The organism is Kitasatospora sp. NPDC023118 (genome assembly GCF_055560875.1).
The window spans coordinates 33,397-50,332 of the sequence record NZ_JBVHHW010000011.1; the positions used below are offsets into that span (position 1 = coordinate 33,397).

At 73.7% G+C, this 16,936-nt stretch carries 9 protein-coding genes, 1 tRNA gene and 2 pseudogenes; 6 read left to right on the top strand and 6 right to left on the bottom strand.

The genetic code is table 11. The features are described from left to right. The first annotated feature begins 15 nt into the window (after positions 1 to 15). Positions 16 to 87: transfer RNA gene (locus ACZ3UD_RS16255), tRNA-Val, on the top strand. Positions 88 to 331: 244 nt separating this feature from the next. On the opposite strand, the gene ACZ3UD_RS16260 is transcribed toward ACZ3UD_RS16255, so the two are convergent. Beyond that, positions 332 to 532 carry a hypothetical protein gene (locus tag ACZ3UD_RS16260; protein WP_380612067.1) on the bottom strand — a complete coding sequence of 67 codons (201 nt, stop codon included), beginning with the start codon at positions 530 to 532 and terminating at the stop codon, positions 332 to 334. 407 nt (positions 533 to 939) lie between these two features. Here ACZ3UD_RS16260 and ACZ3UD_RS16265 point away from each other — a divergent pair. Continuing rightward, positions 940 to 2,172: pseudogene (locus ACZ3UD_RS16265) on the top strand (serine/threonine-protein kinase); the annotation flags it as partial. A 922-nt stretch (positions 2,173 to 3,094) separates the two neighbouring features. On the opposite strand, the pseudogene ACZ3UD_RS16270 reads toward ACZ3UD_RS16265, so the two are convergent. After that, positions 3,095 to 3,505, bottom strand: a pseudogene (locus ACZ3UD_RS16270) (TrmH family RNA methyltransferase); the annotation flags it as partial. A gap of 354 nt (positions 3,506 to 3,859) precedes the next feature. Next, a complete protein-coding gene (locus tag ACZ3UD_RS16275; RefSeq protein WP_465587074.1) occupies positions 3,860 to 4,513 on the bottom strand; it encodes a TetR/AcrR family transcriptional regulator in 654 nt (217 codons plus the stop codon). 131 nt (positions 4,514 to 4,644) lie between these two features. Here ACZ3UD_RS16275 and ACZ3UD_RS16280 point away from each other — a divergent pair, with 131 nt between their 5' ends. The 3 genes from ACZ3UD_RS16280 (at position 4,645) to ACZ3UD_RS16290 (ending at position 7,094) form a co-directional block, all read left to right on the top strand. Further along, positions 4,645 to 5,604, top strand: coding sequence for an alpha/beta hydrolase (locus ACZ3UD_RS16280; RefSeq protein WP_465587077.1), 960 nt, complete (start codon positions 4,645 to 4,647; stop codon positions 5,602 to 5,604). Positions 5,605 to 5,614: 10 nt separating this feature from the next. Then, positions 5,615 to 6,592 carry an aldo/keto reductase gene (locus ACZ3UD_RS16285; protein WP_465587080.1) on the top strand — a complete coding sequence of 326 codons (978 nt, stop codon included), beginning with the start codon at positions 5,615 to 5,617 and terminating at the stop codon, positions 6,590 to 6,592. Between the two features lie 64 nt (positions 6,593 to 6,656). After that, a complete protein-coding gene (locus ACZ3UD_RS16290) occupies positions 6,657 to 7,094 on the top strand; it encodes a GNAT family N-acetyltransferase (RefSeq protein ID WP_465587083.1) in 438 nt (145 codons plus the stop codon). Between the two features lie 450 nt (positions 7,095 to 7,544). Here the strand turns inward: ACZ3UD_RS16290 and ACZ3UD_RS16295 are convergent, their stop codons facing one another. Beyond that, positions 7,545 to 8,450 carry a TrmH family RNA methyltransferase gene (locus ACZ3UD_RS16295; RefSeq protein WP_465587086.1) on the bottom strand — a complete coding sequence of 302 codons (906 nt, stop codon included), beginning with the start codon at positions 8,448 to 8,450 and terminating at the stop codon, positions 7,545 to 7,547. 89 nt (positions 8,451 to 8,539) lie between these two features. On the opposite strand from ACZ3UD_RS16295, the gene ACZ3UD_RS16300 reads away from it, so the two are divergent. Then, positions 8,540 to 11,281 (top strand): SpoIIE family protein phosphatase, encoded by a 2,742-nt coding sequence (locus ACZ3UD_RS16300; RefSeq protein ID WP_465587088.1) that lies wholly within the window; start codon positions 8,540 to 8,542, stop codon positions 11,279 to 11,281. Positions 11,282 to 11,357: 76 nt separating this feature from the next. On the opposite strand, the gene cobA is transcribed toward ACZ3UD_RS16300, so the two are convergent. Both cobA and cobT read right to left on the bottom strand, forming a co-directional pair. Then, entirely contained in the window at positions 11,358 to 12,605 is a 1,248-nt protein-coding gene (gene cobA, locus ACZ3UD_RS16305) for a uroporphyrinogen-III C-methyltransferase (RefSeq protein ID WP_465587091.1), read from the bottom strand. A 108-nt stretch (positions 12,606 to 12,713) separates the two neighbouring features. Continuing rightward, positions 12,714 to 16,616, bottom strand: a complete 3,903-nt coding sequence (cobT, locus tag ACZ3UD_RS16310; protein ID WP_465587093.1) for a nicotinate-nucleotide--dimethylbenzimidazole phosphoribosyltransferase — start codon at positions 16,614 to 16,616, stop codon at positions 12,714 to 12,716. Between the last annotated feature and the right edge of the window lie 320 nt (positions 16,617 to 16,936).

Below are 16,936 nucleotides of genomic sequence, written 5' to 3' on the forward strand. Positions count from 1 at the left end.
AGACCGCCACATCAGGCGCGATTAGCTCAGCGGGAGAGCACTACCTTGACACGGTAGGGGTCACTGGTTCAATCCCAGTATCGCGCACAGTAACGGCCGGGGCCGCGATCCGTGAGGGTCGCGGCCCCGGCCTCTTTCGTGCCCGGTGACGGCGGGAGAAGAGAAGAGCCGCGTACGGTCGCCCTCACCGACGTCCGTACGCGGCATCTCCGCCTGCCGAGGTGCTCTGCGGACCGCTCCTCGCCCGTCCGCGTGTCATCGCGGCCGCGGCCTCCCCGGCGGCACTGCTCCCCGTCCCCAGGGGACCAGTGCCCGTTCTGGTGTGCTTTCCTCAGCGGCCGATCAGGTTGGCCACGGCTTCGGCCTGGTTGGCCATTTGGTCCCACCCGCCGAACAGCAGCACCAGGACCACGGCACACGGCAGGGCCATGGCCAGCGCCACGGCGGGGTGCCGGGTGGGCTGCTCGGCGGACTGGGGCTGGATGAAGGCCGACCGACGGCGGCGGGGGGTTCCCGTCTGCTGCGATGCCATGGGCCCTGCTCCTGATCCGGTCGAGTTGGCGCGGTGGACGGCTTACCTCGGGGGACGAGCTGCCCGTCCACCGCTGAGCACAACGCTATTGGCCAGGGGGCCTTTCGGGCGTCATGCCGTCGTACTGTTCCTCGGGCATCCCGGAGGATGACGCTCAGACTCAAGGCGTACTACCGGAGGGGGAGACAGGGCTTTCGCCGCCCCCGGGGGAACCCTGAGGGGCAACCCCGAGAGACGATTCGGCACCCCTGTGACCTGCAGCTCAGTGCAAGATCCGACAATCGCACGGTGGCTTGAGGTGTTGCGTATCAGCACACCGCAGCGGGCAGTCCGTAAGCTGTGCCAGACAGGAACTGACGATGCCCCAACCGACGGGGCCTCACCCACAGGCTGATGGGGAACGAGACATGGCGATGATGCGGCTGAGGCGTGAGGACCCCCGCATCGTCGGGCCGTACCGCCTGCACCGGCGACTGGGGGCCGGCGGCATGGGCGTGGTCTACCTCGGCTCCGACCGCCGGGGGCAGCGCGTCGCCCTCAAACTGATCCGCGCCGAGCTCGCCGAGGACCAGGAGTTCCGTACCCGCTTCGCACGCGAGATCGCCGCCGCCTCCCGGATCCGGGGCGGCTGCACCGCCCGGGTCGTCGGCTCCGACATCGAGGCCGACCGGCCCTGGCTCGCCACCGCGTACGTGCCCGGGCCCTCGCTCTACAAGCAGGTCGGCGACGAAGGGCCGCTGAGCTGGCCCGAGGCCGCCCGGATCGGGGCGGCGCTCGCCGACGGCCTGGTCAAGGTGCACGAGGCCGGTGTCGTCCACCGCGACCTCAAGCCGTCCAACATCCTGCTCTCCCCGCGCGGCCCGCGGATCATCGACTTCGGCATCGCCTGGTCGCGCGGCGCCAGCACCCTCACCCACGTCGGCACCGCGGTCGGCTCCCCCGGCTTCCTCGCGCCCGAACAGGTGCGCGGCGCGGCCGTCACCCCGGCCACCGACGTCTTCGCCTTCGGAGCGACACTCGCGTACGCGCTCACCGGGGACACGCCGTTCGGGTCGGGCGCCTCCTCCGAGGTGATGCTGTACCGGGTCGTCCACGAGGAGCCCGACCTGTCGGCCGTCCCCCCGCAGCTCGCCCCGCTGATCCGGGCCTGCCTGGCCAAGGAGCCCGCCGAACGGCCCGGGGCGGCCGCGCTGCACGATCGGCTCAGCGAACTGGCGGCGCGCGGTGCGGCCGCGGCTGCCGCCGGTAGCGGCGGGCGCGGGGCCCGGCGAGGGACCCCGGCCGCTCCGCCCGCCGCCGCGCAGGATCCTGCACACGAGGGTGCCCGGCAGGGTGTCCCGGCGCCCGGGCGCTCGTGCGAACCGGCCGCTCCGGCGCGGGCCAGAGCCGCGGCCGCCGATCGTCCTGGCGGGCAGGCGGCCGGAGCCTCGGCGCGACGCCCGGCAGCACCTCCCCAGCGGCCCGAGGCGACACCGGTGACCCGGCCGCTGCGGGCCCGACCGCAGACCCCGCCGCCGGCCCGGCCCCGACCCCGGGACCGGCAGCACACCCCGGCTCCCGGCGGGCGGCCCGGCGCCGCGCGGCAGCGGCTGCTGCGGCAGCGGCTGGTGGTCTTCGTCACCGTGACGATCGGTGTCGCGCTGGCCATCGCGGTGGCGCAGGGCTGCGAGAACCGCGGCAACCAGGGGATGCGGCCGCCGGTCGGGCAGACGGCGACGGCGAACACCGGAGGCCACGGGGGCGAGCAGGCGGTGCCCGGGACCTCAATGGACGTCGCCCCGCAGACCACGGCGACACCGCCCCCGGCGACGCCGCTTCCGGCAACACCGCTTCCGGCGGCGGCGCGGGGTGGTGCGGGGGACGGCGCGCTGGCGCCCGCGCAGGGGCCCGGGCCGGTGGTGGACTGGCCGAACCGCAGCTACCCCGACGGGGCGGGCAGGGCCTCCGTCGCGCTGAAGGACGGGCACTCGGCCGGGGCGGGGCCGCAGATCGCGCTGAGCACGGTGCTGCCGGCCCGGTACAAGGGCCAGCCGGCCGCGGTCGTCGTGCTGCGGCGGGCAGAGGGGTCGGCGCCGGTCGACCTCGTCCAGCTCTACACCTTCACCGGGGACAACCCGGTCGCCGCCACCTCCCGCACCTCGACGGCCGACCCGCAGGCCACGGCCACCTGGCGCCTGGACGGCAGCGCCGTCGTCCGCGAGGAACGCGTGACCGCCACCGGCGCGGTCACCTCCACCCGCTACACCGTCCGCGCCGACGGCACCCTCGACGAATCCTGGCCCGGCGCCGGCGCCTCCGGCGGCACCGGCCTCACCACCCCACCCCCGCCCCCGGCCGCTGCCCCGGCCCCGCCGACTGCCCCGACGGGCTGAGATAACGGGCGGGGGCGCGAAAAGTCGGTCCCGCCGACTTTCGGTGCCGACCGGCCGGGAGCGCTCGGGGTTGGCGCGGCCCGTTTCCCGCGCGGCCCGTTTCCCGCGCGGCTCCGGGGCACGGAAAGTCGGCTGAACGACTTCGCCAGCAGAGTCGGTGGGCCGAATTTCTGTGCGGCGGGGTAGGGGGTCAGGGCGTGGTGACGGCGTAGAAGGCCACGGCCGCGGCTGCGCCTACGTTGAGGGAGTCGATGCCGTGGGCCATGGGGATGCGGACGGGGTGGTGGGCGGCGGCGATGGCGTCAGGGGTGAGGCCGTCGCCTTCGGCGCCGAGCATGAGGGCGGTTTTGGGGAGGGTGTGGGGGGCGAGGGTGGCGAGATCGACGGCGGTGTCGGCGGGGGTGAGGGCGAGGAGGGTGAAGCCGGCCTCGCGGACGGTGGTGAGGGCGGCCGGCCAGGGGTCGAGGCGGGCGTAGGGGACGGCGAAGACGGCGCCCATGGAGACCTTGACGGCGCGGCGGTAGAGCGGGTCGGCGCAGTCGGGTGAGAGAAGGACGGCGTCCATGCCGAGGGCGGCGGCGCTGCGGAAGATGGCGCCGACCATCATGCGCTCTTCCGGTGCGCCGCTGGCTCCGACGGACGCTCTGCGACAGGCCTCACGTCTGGGACAACTGGACACGCGAAACCCCTGACCGTAGAGCCTGATCTTGGCAGACCGACTTCTGCCAGGGGTTTCGATTAGTTCGTGACGCGGCGTCAGATGCTTGGCCGGACAGCCGGATTCGGAGCATCGATCACAGCATGTAGCTGCTACTGCCCGGAAAGACACACTGAGCCCGTTGCAGCTTTGTGACCGCACAGCGGCGACGGGACGGGCACTGGCGCCCGGCAGCCCCGGATGCCCCGTGTGCCGACCGGAGTCTGGCCTGGCAGCGACGGGCTGCGATTGTGCACGTCAGGGGATCTGAGCCTCGATGTGGGCGAGTTGGGCGGCGAGGATCTCTTCGAACGCGGCGCGCCGGTCTGCGCCGAGGGGGCGGACGTCGCGGGCGAAGTGGGACAGTGCGGGGAAGCGTTCGGGGTCGGCGCCGAGCACGGCGACGCGGAACTGCTCCATGCCTTGTTCGTATTCCTCAGGGGTGATGGTGCTGATGCCGGCCTCGGAGGAGATCAGCGCGGCGAGGAGGATCACGATGCGGTGGTAGCGCGCCGGTATCTGTTGGTCGGGCAGGCCGGAGGTGCGCAGGGCCTGCAGCACCTCCTCCATGACCAACCGGGATCCGGTGCCACCAGAGCCATAGCGTCCCCAGACTGCGGCGAGTTGGGGCTGCTCGCCGAAGGCCTCGCGCAGGCGCAGGGCCAGGGCGGTGATGCGCTGCTTCCAGTCGCCCTCGGGGCGGTGGCTGTCCACGGCGGCCAGCAGGACCCGGTCGGCGACCGCGCGCAGCAGTTCGGTCTTGTTGCGGAAGTGCCGGTAGAGGCTGGAGGAGTCGGTCCCGAGCGCGGCGGCGAGTTTGCGCACGCTGAACGACTCGGCGTCGCTCGTGCGCAGCAGCGTTACTGCCGTGTCCAGGATCTCCTCGGTCGACCATCGCCTGCGGCCAGTCATCTCGCCCCTCTCGTCCGAACTCAGCCTAACCTATGCACTTGCCAATGCACGCACCGCGCGCATAATGAGTGCAGCCCGCTGATCGACCGCAACGACACACCCGGCAGCCGGCCGGGAGGGGAGAAGGACACATGAGCGAGAGCACCATCGCGAGACGGCCGCCGGAGCCGGACTTCGAGGCGATCACGACCGAGGAACTGATCGCCTACTGCGACGCGGAGAACCGCTTTCGGGCCTCCAGCGCGGCCCGGGCGATCCTTGGAGAGCCGGACGCCGGCGCCGCGATCGTCTGGCGGGAGATCGCGCTGCCCGGTCGCGACCTACCGATCCGCGTCTACCGGCCGGCCCTGACGAGAGACGACGCCGCAGCCCGAACCGACCTGCCACTCGTGGTCCATGTCCACGGAGGAGGCTTCGTGGGCACGGCGGTGCAGTGCGACTGGACCAACAGCCACCTCGCCGCCCACCTGCCCGCGCTCGTCGTCTCGGTCGAGCACCGCCTCCTCGCCCCCGGCAGCCCGCTCACGAACGCCGCCGACGACGGCTGGGACGTGCTCCAGCACATGGTGCGGCACGCCGCGCAGTGGGGCATCGACCCGGCGCGCACGGCCGTCTTCGGCGAGAGCTGCGGCGCGCTGATCAGCGCCCTGACGGCCATCCGGGCCAGGAAGGCCGGCCTGGACCTCAAGGCGCAGGTGCTGGTCAACCCCGCGGCCGACGTGACCGAGACGATGTTCGACTACCCCTCGATCGCCGAGTACGCATACAGCCCGACCCGGGCCCTGCCGCAGCTGCGGCTCATCCAGCGGCTCGCCGTCCCGCAGGGAGCCGACGCCGGCAAATTCTCGCCGCTGTACGTGCACGACCTGAGCGCACTGGCCCCGGCACTCGTGGTAGTGCCCACCCAGGACGCCGTCGCTGATCACGGCCGCCGCTACGCCGAGCGGCTGCGCGCAGCCGGGACGCCCGTGCGGCTTTCCGAATACCCGGGCGCGAAGCACGCGTTCCTCACCTTGCCCGGTGTCGAACCACAGGCCGAGGTCGCCCAGGCGGAGATCCTCGCATTCCTCCGCGCGGCCCTGGCAGAGTGACGGAGAAACGATGCACATCACCCTTGGATCCGACGGCCCAGCGGTCTCCCGACTCGGCCTCGGCTGCATGAGCATGACTGGCACCTACGGCACCGCCTACCCGCACGAGGCCGCGGCCACCCTGCTCGAAGCCCTCGACTCCGGCGTCACCATGTTCGACACCGGCGACTTCTACGGCGACGGAGCAAACGAAGAACTCCTCGGCCAGACCCTCGCGCCGCACCGCGACCGCGCCGTGCTGGCCACCAAGACCGGAGTCCGCCGCACCCCCGAAGGCCTGACCCCCACCGGATCCCCCAACGACCTGCGGCGTGCCTGCGAAGCCTCGCTGCGCCGGCTGCGCACCGACCACATCGACCTGTACTACCTCGCCCGCATCGACCCCGCCGTCCCCGTCGAGGAGTCCGTCGGCGCCCTGGCCGACCTGGTCGCCCAAGGCAAGGTGTGCCACATCGGCCTGTCCGAAGTCTCGGCCGCCACCCTCCGCCGCGCCCACGCCATCCACCCGATCAGCGCCGTCCAAACCGAGTACTCGCTGTGGGAACGCCACGTAGAGGACGACATCCTGCCCACGATCCGTGGTCTCGGCGCCACCCTGATCGCCTACAGCCCTCTCGGCCGCGGCCTGCTCACCGGGGCCGTCCGCGCCACCACGCGCTACGAACCCGGCGACTTCCGCGCCACCGCGCCCCGCTACAAGGGCGACGACCTCAAGGCCAACCTGGCCATCGTCGACGCCATCACCCACCTCGCCACCGCCAAGCACGCCACCCCCGCCCAGATCGCCCTCGCCTGGCTCCTCACCCGCGGCAACGACGTCATCCCCATCCCTGGCAGCTCCCGCCGCCCCCACCTGCGCGACAACCTGGCCGCCCTCGACCTGCGCCTGGCCCCCACCGACCTCGACGCCATCGACGCCGCCGTCCCCGACGCCGGGGCCCAAGGGGCCCGATACAGCGATCACGGCACCGCCCTGATCGACCAATGACGAAAGGCGCCCTGATGACGAAACCACCCCATGCACGGGGGCCGCTCGGAACAAGGACACGACCATGATCGACGTGAGCTCCAAGCCCTACGAAATATCCATCGGCGTGCCGAGCGTGCAGGACTACCGAATGCTGCGCACAAGCGCCGGGCTACTCGACAAGGAGCCCGAGGCCGCCGCGATCGGTCTGGACAACACCTGGCACGGAGTGGTCGTCACCCACGCCGGGCAGCCCGTGGGCATGGGCCGGATCGTCGGCGACGGCGGCTGCCACCTGCAGTTCGTCGACAAATGCGTCCTACCCGAACACCAGGGCCGCGGGTTGGGCCACCTCATCATGCGGGCACTTTCCGACGAACTGGACCGCCGGGCGCCTGCCAGCGCCTGGGTTTCGCTCATCGCCGACGGTGACGCCCACCACCTGTACCGCAAGTTCGGGTTCGCCGACACCGCCCCTGACGGCATCGGCATGTACCGTACGCCGCGCCCTGCGATCGACTGACGGGCAGGGCCGCTCCGTCGACTGTGAAGACCGCCGACGGCATCGACTACGCGCGAATCGGACCGTGCACGGCGTGTGCAAGCGTGCCAATACCCCTGCAAGGAGACCTTCGCCGCGCTCCGAGAGTCAGCCTGAGCCCGACGCGCATCGGCGCGATCGCGAAAGCGGCCCTCGTCCTGCTCCATCTCGAACACGATCGACCGCTGCCCGGCGGATACACGAAACAACCGTCACCTTGCCCGGAAAGGCTCAGTCTCGCCAACGCCTCCGAGTTGCCTGATCAGACGGCTCGGGCCCGGTCGACGTTCCAGCAGTTCCCGAAGGCGGGCAGCTGCCTGCTCGCCTTCGTGGCCGAAGAGGAAGCGCCGGGCCCTGCGCCACGGCACTGCAGTACTGGTGATCCGCCGGGCTGGAGAAGGACGAGGAGGCCCAGGAGTTGCCCTGAGTGATCTACCGGACCAGCTCACGTCGCGGGCGGGTCGCGTAGAAGGCCACCGCCGAGGCCGCTGCGACGTTGAGCGAGTCGACACCGGCATCCATCGGGATGCGGACATGCTCGTCGACCGAAGCGAGTGTCGTGGCGGCGAGGCCGGTGCCCTCCGTGCCGAAAACCAGGGCGAGCTTCTCGTCGTTCCGCGAAGCGAGTTCATCGAGGGTGATCGCCTGGTCGCTCAGGCACAGTGCCGTGACCGTGAAGCCTGCGGAACGCAGGATCTCGATGTCCTTCGGCCAAGCCTCCAGACGAGTCCATGGCACCTGGAAGACGGCGCCCATCGACACCTTCACGGACCGGCGGTAGAGGGGATCGGCACAGCGCGGGGTGAGCAGTACGGCGTCGACGCCGAGGGCCGCGGCGTTCCTGAAGGCGGCCCCCATGTTGGCGTGGTCGACGATGTCCTCGAAGACCGCGACGCGCTGAACCGCGCGTTCTTGTAGACCCAAGGGCAACACCGCGCCGAGGTTGGTGTGGTCGACCAGGCCTTCCAGCACGGCGACCCGGCGGGCCCCGGCGAGCAGGTCGGCGGCGTCCGGGAGGGGCTTGCGCTCCATCGAGGCGAGTGCGCCGCGGTGGACGTGATAGCCGGTGACGGCTTCGGCGAGCGCGGGCTCGACCACGTGGACGGGGGCGTCGGCCTCGGCGATGACGTCGGCCATCACGTCCAACCACTTGGCGGTGAGCAGCATCGACCGCATCCGGTAGCCGGCCGCGAGGGCGCGGCGGATGACCTTCTCCCCCTCGGCGATGAACAGGCCCTCGGCGGGTTCGCGGCGGCGGCGCAGTTCGACGTCGGTGAGGCCGGTGTAGTCGGCGAGGCGGGGGTCGGCGGGGTCGGTGATGGTGCTGGGTTCGGACACCCTGCGATCTTGCCAAGCCGGGGCGGGGAAGGCCAAACGGCCGAAGGGACGGGGTGGTCCCGGGCTACACGGGGTGTAAATATGACCGTATGGCCCGAAATCCGGGCCGATCCTGGGCTCCGTCGGCCTCTGGTGCCACTGGCGACGCCGGCTCCTTCGGTGGGCGCCCACACGGTCGGCAGCAGCTGCCCCGCGCGAAGCGGTCGAAACCGGTACGACACCGGTCTGTGGCCGGGCAGGTGTTCGCACTGCAGGTCCTGATCGTGCTGCTGCTGGTGGCAGGGGCCGTGGTGGCGCTGGTGGTGCAGTCCCAGACCGACGCCGACCACGAGGCCCGCGACCGGTCGGTGGCGGTCGCGCAGGCCTTCGCCCACTCGCCGGACATCGTGGACGCGCTGCGCTCCCCCGACCCGACCGCGATCCTGCAGCCGAAGGCGCAGGCCGCGCGGATCTCCTCGGGCGTGGACTTCATCGTGGTGATGAACGACCAGGGCATCCGCTACACCCACCCCGACCCGGCCCGGATCGGCCAGAAGTTCGTCGGCACCTACGAGCCCGCGTTGCACGGCCAGGTGGTGACCGAGCATCTGACCGGCACGCTCGGCCCACTGGTCCAGTCGGTGGTCCCGGTGTACGCGCCGGGCGGCTCGGTGGTCGGGCTGGTCTCGGCGGGCGTCACGTTGAGCAACGTCTCCACCGCGATCGAGCGCCAGCTGCCGGTGGTGCTGGGCTCGGCGGCCGGCGCGATCGGGCTGGCCACCCTGGGCACGGCGCTGATCAGCCGACGGCTGCGGCGGCAGACGCACGGGCTGGGCCCGGCCGAGATGACCCGGATGTACGAGCACCACGCGGCGGTGCTGCACGCGGTGCGCGAGGGCGTGATGATCGTCGGCGGGGACGGGCAGCTGCTGCTCTGCAACGACGAGGCGCGTCGGCTGCTGGACCTGCCGCCGGACGCCGAGGGCCGCCCGGTGACCGGTCTGGGCCTGGAACCCGCCCCGCTGGAGCTGCTGATCGCCAACCGCCCGGTGACCGACGAGGTGGTGATGGCCGGGGAGCGGCTGCTCGCGGTGAACGTACGGCTGACCGACCAGGCCGGCGGCCCGGCCGGCTGCGTCGCCACGCTGCGCGACTCCACCGAGCTGCTGGCACTGACCGGTCGGGCCGAGGGCGCGCAGCGGCGGCTGCGGCTGCTGTTCGACGCCGGGATGACGGTCGGCAGTTCGCTGGACGTGACCCGGACCGCGGAGGAGCTGGCGCAGGTCGCGGTGCCCCGGTTCGCGGACTTCGTCACGGTGGACCTCGCCGAGCAGGTGCCGGCCGGCGAGGAGCCGCCGCCGGGCGCCTCGCTGGGCCGGATGCGGCGCACCGCCGTCGCCGGAATCAGCAGCGAAGCGCCGTTCTACCCGGTGGGCACCCTGCTGGACGTGGTGCCCACCACCCCGCTGGCCGGGGCGCTGCACAGCGGGGAGCCCAGCCTGGAACCGCGGCTGGCCGAGGCGCACGGCTGGCGGGAGCAGGACCCGGAGCGCTCGGAGCAGGCGTTGGCGTACGGGGTGCACTCGCTGGTGCGGGTGCCGCTGCGGGCGCGCGGGGTGCTGCTGGGGGTGGCCCGGTTCTGGCGGTCGGAGCGGCCGGAGCCGTTCGAGCCGGAGGACCTGGCGCTGGCCGAGGAGCTGGTGTCGAACGCGGCGGTGTGCATCGACAACGCCCGGCGCTACACCCGTGAGCACGCGATGGCGGTGACCCTGCAGCACAGCCTGCTGCCCCGCAATCTGCCGGTGCAGAACGCGCTGGAGGTGGCGCACCGCTACCTGCCGGCCCAGGCCGGGGTGGGCGGGGACTGGTTCGACGTGATCCCACTGCCGGGCATGCGGGTGGCGCTGGTGGTCGGCGACGTGGTCGGCCACGGACTGCACGCGGCGGCGACGATGGGGCGGCTGCGCACCGCGATCCACAACTTCTCGACCCTGGACCTGCCGCCGGACGAGCTGCTCGGGCACCTGGACGAGCTGGTGACCCGGATCGACCAGGACGAGGCGGCGTTCAGCGAGGGCTCGGGGCTGGCCGGGGCGACCTGCCTGTACGCGATCTACGACCCGGTGTCCCGGCGCTGCGCGCTGGCCAGCGCCGGGCATCCACCGCCGGCCGTGGTGGACCCGCAGGGCGGCGTGGTGTTCCCGGAGCTGCCGACCGGGCCGCCGCTGGGACTGGCGGTGCTGCCGTTCGAGACCGTCGAGCTGGACCTCGCCGACGGCAGCCGACTGGTGCTCTACACCGACGGTCTGGTGGAGGACCGCGAGCGGGACATCGACGAGGGGCTGGCGCTGCTGCGGACCGCGCTCAGCGGGCCGCCGCGCACGCCTGAGCAGACCTGCTCGGACGTGCTGGGGGCGATGCTGCCGGCGCACCCGCAGGACGACATCGCGCTGCTGGTGGCGCGGACCAGGGTGCTGACCCCGGACCAGGTGGCGCAGTGGGACGTGCCCGCCGACCCGGCGGCGGTGCGGACGGTCCGGGCGCAGGTGGCGGCTCGGCTGTCGGACTGGGGGCTGGACGAGGCCGCGTTCGTCACCGAGCTGATCCTCAGCGAGCTGGTGACCAACGCGATCCGGTACGGCTCCGGGCCGATCAGGGTGCGGCTGCTGCGCGGCCGGGCGCTGATCTGCGAGGTGTCGGACGGCAGCAGCACCTCGCCGCACCTGCGGTACGCGGCGACCGAGGACGAGGGCGGGCGCGGACTGTTCCTGGTCGCGCAGTTCGCGGACCGCTGGGGGACGCGCTACACCACGACCGGGAAGGTCATCTGGACGGAACAGTCGCTGGAGTAGGAAGTCGGACCGGCGACTCTTCGCCAGCAGGGTCGACCGGCCGACTTCCCACTCCGCGCACCGCCCGCAAGCGTCCCTAGCGCTGGAAGGCGGCGGCCAGGACGTTCACCACGTCGCCGATGACGATCACCGCCGGGGGCTTGACCCCCTCGGCCTCGACAACCGCGGCGACGGTGCTCAGGGTGGCGTCCACCCGGCGCTGGGCGGCGGTGGTGCCCTCCTGGACGATCGCGACCGGGGTGTCGGCCTGGCGGCCGTGCTCGACCAGCTTGGCGGCGATCGCGCCGATCTTGTCCACCGCCATCAGCAGCACCAGGGTGCCGCTCATCCCCGCGACGGCCTCCCAGTTGGTGACCGAGCGCGGGTCGTCCGGGCCGACGTGGCCGGAGATCACGGTGAACTCCTGGGTCAGCCCGCGGTGGGTGACTGGGATGCCGGCCGTCTCCGGCACGCTGATCGAGCTGGAGATCCCGGGCACCACGGTGACCGGGATGCCCGCCTCGGCGCAGGCCAGCAGTTCCTCGCCGCCGCGGCCGAAGACGTACGGGTCACCGCCCTTGAGCCGGACCACGAACTTCCCGGCCCTGGCGTGCTCGATCAGCGCCCGGTTGATCGCATCCTGGGCCATCTGGCGGCCGTACGGGATCTTCGAGGCGTCGATCACCTCGACGTCCTCGGGCAGTTCGGCGAGCAGCTCGCGCGGGGCGAGGCGGTCGGCGACCACCACGTCGGCGTCGGCGAGCAGTCGGCGGCCGCGCACGGTGATCAGGTCCGGGTCGCCCGGGCCGCCGCCGACCAGGGCGACGCCCGCGCCGTGCGAGCGGTACTGGCGGGAGGCCAGCGAGCCGTCCCGCAGGCCGCCGACGATGGCGTCGCGCAGGGCGGCGGAGTGCCGCGGGTCGCCGGTGAGGACCGCGACGGTGGCGCCCGCGTCGCGGCCGCTGGCCGGGGTCCAGGCGGTGGCGGCGGAGGCGTCGTCGCTGCGGGAGCAGAACACCCGCTCCCGCTCGGCCTCGGCGCTGACCACCGCGTTGACTGCCGGGTCGTCGGTGGCGACCAGGGCATACCAGGCCCCGGCCAGGTCGCCGTCCTGGTACGGGCGGGCGTGCCAGGTCAGCTCGCCCGCGTCGGCCATGGCCTGGACGGCCGGGGTGGTGGCCGGGGATATCAGGTGCAGTTCCGCGCCGGAGGCGATCAGGGCCGGCAGCCGCCGCTGCGCGACCTGGCCGCCGCCGACCACGACGACGCGGCGGCCGGCCAGCAGCAGGCCGACCGGGTACGGGGTGCGGCCCTCGGTGCTGGGGTGCGGGGTGGGCGCGGTCATCGGCGGTGCTCCTGATCGGGGGTGAGGGTGTCGTGAACGGTACGGCGGTACGCCGCTCCGCGGGCCGGCGCGCCCTCGGGCCGGTCCGCGGAGTGGTGACGGGGTGCGTCAGGCCTTCTCGGTGACCCCGGCGGAGTCGAAGGTGGCTACATCGTGCATCGCGCGGGCCGCACTCTGCACCAGCGGCAGGGCCAGCAGGGCACCGGTGCCCTCGCCGAGCCGCAGGTCGAGGTCGATCAGCGGACGCAGGCCCAGCTTCGCCAGCGCGGCCTGGTGGCCGGGCTCGGCGGAGCGGTGGCCGGCGATGCAGGCGGCCAGTACCTCGGGGGCGATCGCCTTGGCGACCAGTGCCGCCGAACCGGCGATGACGCCGTCCAGCACCACCGGGGTGCGCAGCGAGGCGGCACCCAGCAGGAAGCCGGCGATGGCCGCGTGCTCCAGGCCGCCGACGGCGGCGAGGACGCCGATCGGGTCGTTCGGGTCGGGCTGGTGCAGGGCCAGCGCGGCGCGGATGACCTCGATCTTGTGCGCGTGGGTGTCGTCGTCGATGCCGGTGCCGCGGCCGGTGACCTCGGCCGGGTCCAGGCCGGTGAACACCGAGATCAGGGCGGCCGAGGCGGTGGTGTTGGCGATGCCCATGTCGCCGGTGACCAGCGCCTTGTTGCCCGCCGCGACCAGGTCGCGGGCGGTCTCGATGCCGACCTCGATCGCCTTCAGGGCCTCCTCGCGGGTCATCGCCGGGCCCTGGGTCATGTCGCCGGTGCCGGGACGGACCTTGCGCGGCAGCAGGCCGGTGGCGCGGCCCTGCTGGACGGCGTCCGGCAGCTCGGCGGCCACGCCGACGTCCACCACGCAGACCTCGGTGCCGATCTGCTTGGCGAAGGAGTTGATCACCGCTCCCCCGGCCAGGAAGTTGCCGACCATCTGGGCGGTCACCTCCTGCGGCCAGGGGCTGACGCCCTGGGCGTGCACTCCGTGGTCGCCCGCGAAGATCGCCACGCAGGCGGGCTCCGGGATCGGCGGCGGGCACTTGCGGGACAGGCCGCACAGCTGGGCAGAGATGATCTCCAGCATGCCGAGCGAGCCGGCCGGCTTGGTCATCCGCTTCTGCAGGTCCCAGGCCTCGCCGAGCGCCTTGGCGTCCAGCGGGCGGATGCCGCGCAGGGTGTCGGCCAGCAGGCTCTGCGGCTCCTCGCCGGGCAGCGCGCGGTTGCCGTACTGCTCCTCGTGGACCACCCAGGACAGCGGGCGCTTCTTGGCCCAGCCCTGCTGCTCCAGTTCGGGCTCGTCCGGGAACGAGTCGACGAAGCCGACGCACAGGTAGGCGACGACCTCCAGGTGCTCGGGCAGGCCGAGCTCGCGGACCAGCTCCTCGTCGTCGAAGAAGCTCACCCAGCCGACGCCCAGGCCCTCGGCGCGGGCGGCCAGCCAGAGGTTCTCGACGGCCAGGGCGGCCGAGTACGGGGCCATCTGCGGCTGGGTGTGCCGGCCCAGGGTGTGCCGGCCGCCGCGGGTGCGGTCGGCGGTGACCACGATGTTGACCGGGGTGTCGAGGATGGCCTCGATCTTGATCTCGCGGAACTGCTTGGCGCGGCCCTTGGGCAGCGAGTCCGCGTACGCCTCGCGCTGGCGCTCGGCCAGGGCGTGCATCCGCCGGCGGGTCTTGGCCGAGCGGATCACCACGAAGTCCCAGGGCTGCGAGTAGCCGACGCTGGGAGCGGTGTGGGCGGCCTCCAGGACGCGGATCAGCACCTCGTGCGGGATCGGGTCCGGGCGGAAGCCGTTGCGGATGTCGCGGCGCTCGCGGATCACCTGGTGCACGGCGTCGCGGCCGGCCTCGTCGTAACCGGGGGCGGCCGGGCCGCGCGGCTCGGCGGGCTCGGCGGCCGGGGCCACCTCCTGGGCGGCTTCGGGCGTGACGGCTCCGACGGGCTGCTCGGGCTGCTCCGCCGTCGGCTCGGCCTGCGGCTGCTCGGCGGCCGGGGCGTCGGCGGCGGGCTGCTCCTCGGCGGCGGGGGCCTCGGCGGGCTGCTCCGCGGTCGGCCCGGCGGCCGGGGCCACCTCCTGGGCGGCCTCGGGCGTGACGGCTCCGACAGGCTGCTCGGGCTGCTCGGCAGTCGGCCCGGCCTGCGGCTGCTCGGCGGCCGGGGCCTCGGCGGGCTGCGCGTCCGCCTGCTCGGCGACCGGCTGCTCGGCGGACTCCGCGGCCTCGGCGGCAGGCTGCTGCTCGGCGGACTCCGGCGCGACGGGTTCGGCGGCCGGCGGGGCCTGCGCCTCGACGGGCTGCTCGACGGCCTGCTCAGCGGCGGCCTGCTCGACAGCGGGCTCAGCGGCGGCCTCGACGGCCTGCTCCGCCTGCTCGGCGACCGGCCCGGCCGGGGCCTCGGCGGGCTGCCCGGCCTGGGCGGCCTCCGGCTGCGGCTGCTCGCCCTCGGCGGCGGGCTGCTCGGCCGGCTGCCCGGTGGTCTGCTCGACGGGCTGGCCGGAGGGCATCTCACCGGTGCCGACGGCGGTCTCGGCGACCGGCTCGGCGACGGCCTGCGGCGCGGCCTCGGCGCCCTGCTCGGCCTCCTGGGCCGCCTGGGCTTCCTGCACCACCTCGACGGCCTGCGGTGCGTCGGCGGCCGCTATGGGAGCGGGCTGCTGCTGCGCCGCCTCCCCGGCCACCGGGGCCTGCTGGACGGCCTCGACCTTGGGCAGGCCGTGCGGGGTCGGCGCGGCGAGGAAGGCGGAGATCCGGCGCGGCTGACCCGCCGGGGCGGCGGCCTCCGCCTGCTCGGCGGTCGCGACGGCCTCGACGCCACCCTCGGCGGCAACGCCCTCAACGGCAACGGTCCCAACGACAACAGCCTCGACGGCGGCGCTCTCGACGGCGATCGCCTCAGCGGCGGCGGCCTCGACGAGGACGGTCTCGACGGCGGCGGACTCGACGGCGGCGGACTCGACTGCGACGGCCTCGGCCACCGGCTGGGCGACGCCCTCCGCCGGAACCGGCTCGACCACGACGGCCTGGGCCTGTGCGGCCTCCGGGGTCGCCACCACCTGGGCGGCCTCGGGCGCCGGTACGGCCTGGGCGGCCTCGGGAGACCCGACGACCTCGACCACCTCGATCGCCCCGACCGTCTCGACGGTCATCAGGCCCTCGATCGGCTGCCCGGCCAGCGGCACCTGCTGGAAGCCCTGGCCCTGCGGCGCCTGCTGAAACTCCGGCACGCCCTCGACCGTGGAAGCCGTCGGAGGCATCGGCGCGGCGGGCGCCAGCGGCACGGCCTGCGGCACGCCCTGCGGCGGGACACCCGGAACCGGCGCGACGGCCTCGCCCATCGGCGGGCGGCCGACGACCGGGATGCCGTGCGCGGGCGTGCCGCCCTGCGACGGGCCGCGGTCGGCCAGCGAACGGACCGGCACCTGGCCGGTCATCAGCGACGGGTCCGGAATCGGCGGGCCGGCGTGCAGCGGGCGGCGCGGCGGCTGAGCCTGCGTCACGGACTGCTGGGCCTGCGGCTGCGCCGGGCCGGCCTGGACGGGCTGCTGCTGGGCGTGCTCGGCGCCGAGCACCGGCGGGTCCACCGGCGGCCAGGACGGCTCGACCGGGGTGCCGTCCGGCTGCGGCGCGAACGGCGCCTGCTCAGCGCCCCAGGAGCCCTGCGGACCGGGCATCAGCAGCACGTCGTCCTCGTCGTCCAGCCCGTCCGGCTGGTCGACGAAGTGGAAGGCCGGGCGCGCGGCGCCCTGGTCGACGGTCCAGCCCTCGCCCGGGACGGCCGGGGACGGCATGCCGGGCACGGTGTAGTCGGGCTGGGCCTGCGGCGGGATGACGGCCGCGCCGAAAGGCACCGCGCCGGGCGGGCCGCCGACCGGGGCCGCCGGGTCGGGGATCACTCCGCCGTCCGTCGCGACGCCCTGCAGGGGTGCAACGCCCGCGACGCCCTCCGGTCCGCCGAGCGGGTCGGGCCCGGCGTGCAGGTGCTCCGGCAGTCCCTCACCCGGGACGTGGCCGCCATCGGTCATTGTCAAAGCTCCTTCCAGGCCGCTGCCGCGCCCCTTGGCGACGCGATCACCGACCGCAGCGCCCATCCGCACGGGCCGGGCCTGCACCGACCCGCCCCTCAACCACACGCGGCCGCCGCGCCGAAGCGCTGCGGCCAAAGTCCTTCCGGCGCGCTGCGGCACCCCGGCCCGGGCCCCGCCCGTGAGGACGGCGCACCATCTGAAACAACGACAACCCGGAGCAACCGGCACGACCGCACCGGACCCTACGGCATTCTCCAGGTCCGGCACACGGCCCGTCGAATTGCCCACACTCCGAGCGGAACCGGGTTGCACCACGT

Excerpts from the sequence above, each read along its gene's own strand:
- cobT (WP_465587093.1), bottom strand. The coding sequence starts at position 16,616 with ATGACCGATGGCGGCCACGTCCCGGGTGAGGGACTGCCGGAGCACCTG.
- ACZ3UD_RS16300 (WP_465587088.1), top strand. The coding sequence starts at position 8,540 with ATGGCCCGAAATCCGGGCCGATCCTGGGCTCCGTCGGCCTCTGGTGCC.
- cobA (WP_465587091.1), bottom strand. The coding sequence starts at position 12,605 with ATGACCGCGCCCACCCCGCACCCCAGCACCGAGGGCCGCACCCCGTAC.
- ACZ3UD_RS16285 (WP_465587080.1), top strand. The coding sequence starts at position 5,615 with ATGCACATCACCCTTGGATCCGACGGCCCAGCGGTCTCCCGACTCGGC.
- ACZ3UD_RS16290 (WP_465587083.1), top strand. The coding sequence starts at position 6,657 with ATGATCGACGTGAGCTCCAAGCCCTACGAAATATCCATCGGCGTGCCG.
- ACZ3UD_RS16260 (WP_380612067.1), bottom strand. The coding sequence starts at position 532 with ATGGCATCGCAGCAGACGGGAACCCCCCGCCGCCGTCGGTCGGCCTTC.
- ACZ3UD_RS16275 (WP_465587074.1), bottom strand. The coding sequence starts at position 4,513 with ATGACTGGCCGCAGGCGATGGTCGACCGAGGAGATCCTGGACACGGCA.
- ACZ3UD_RS16280 (WP_465587077.1), top strand. The coding sequence starts at position 4,645 with ATGAGCGAGAGCACCATCGCGAGACGGCCGCCGGAGCCGGACTTCGAG.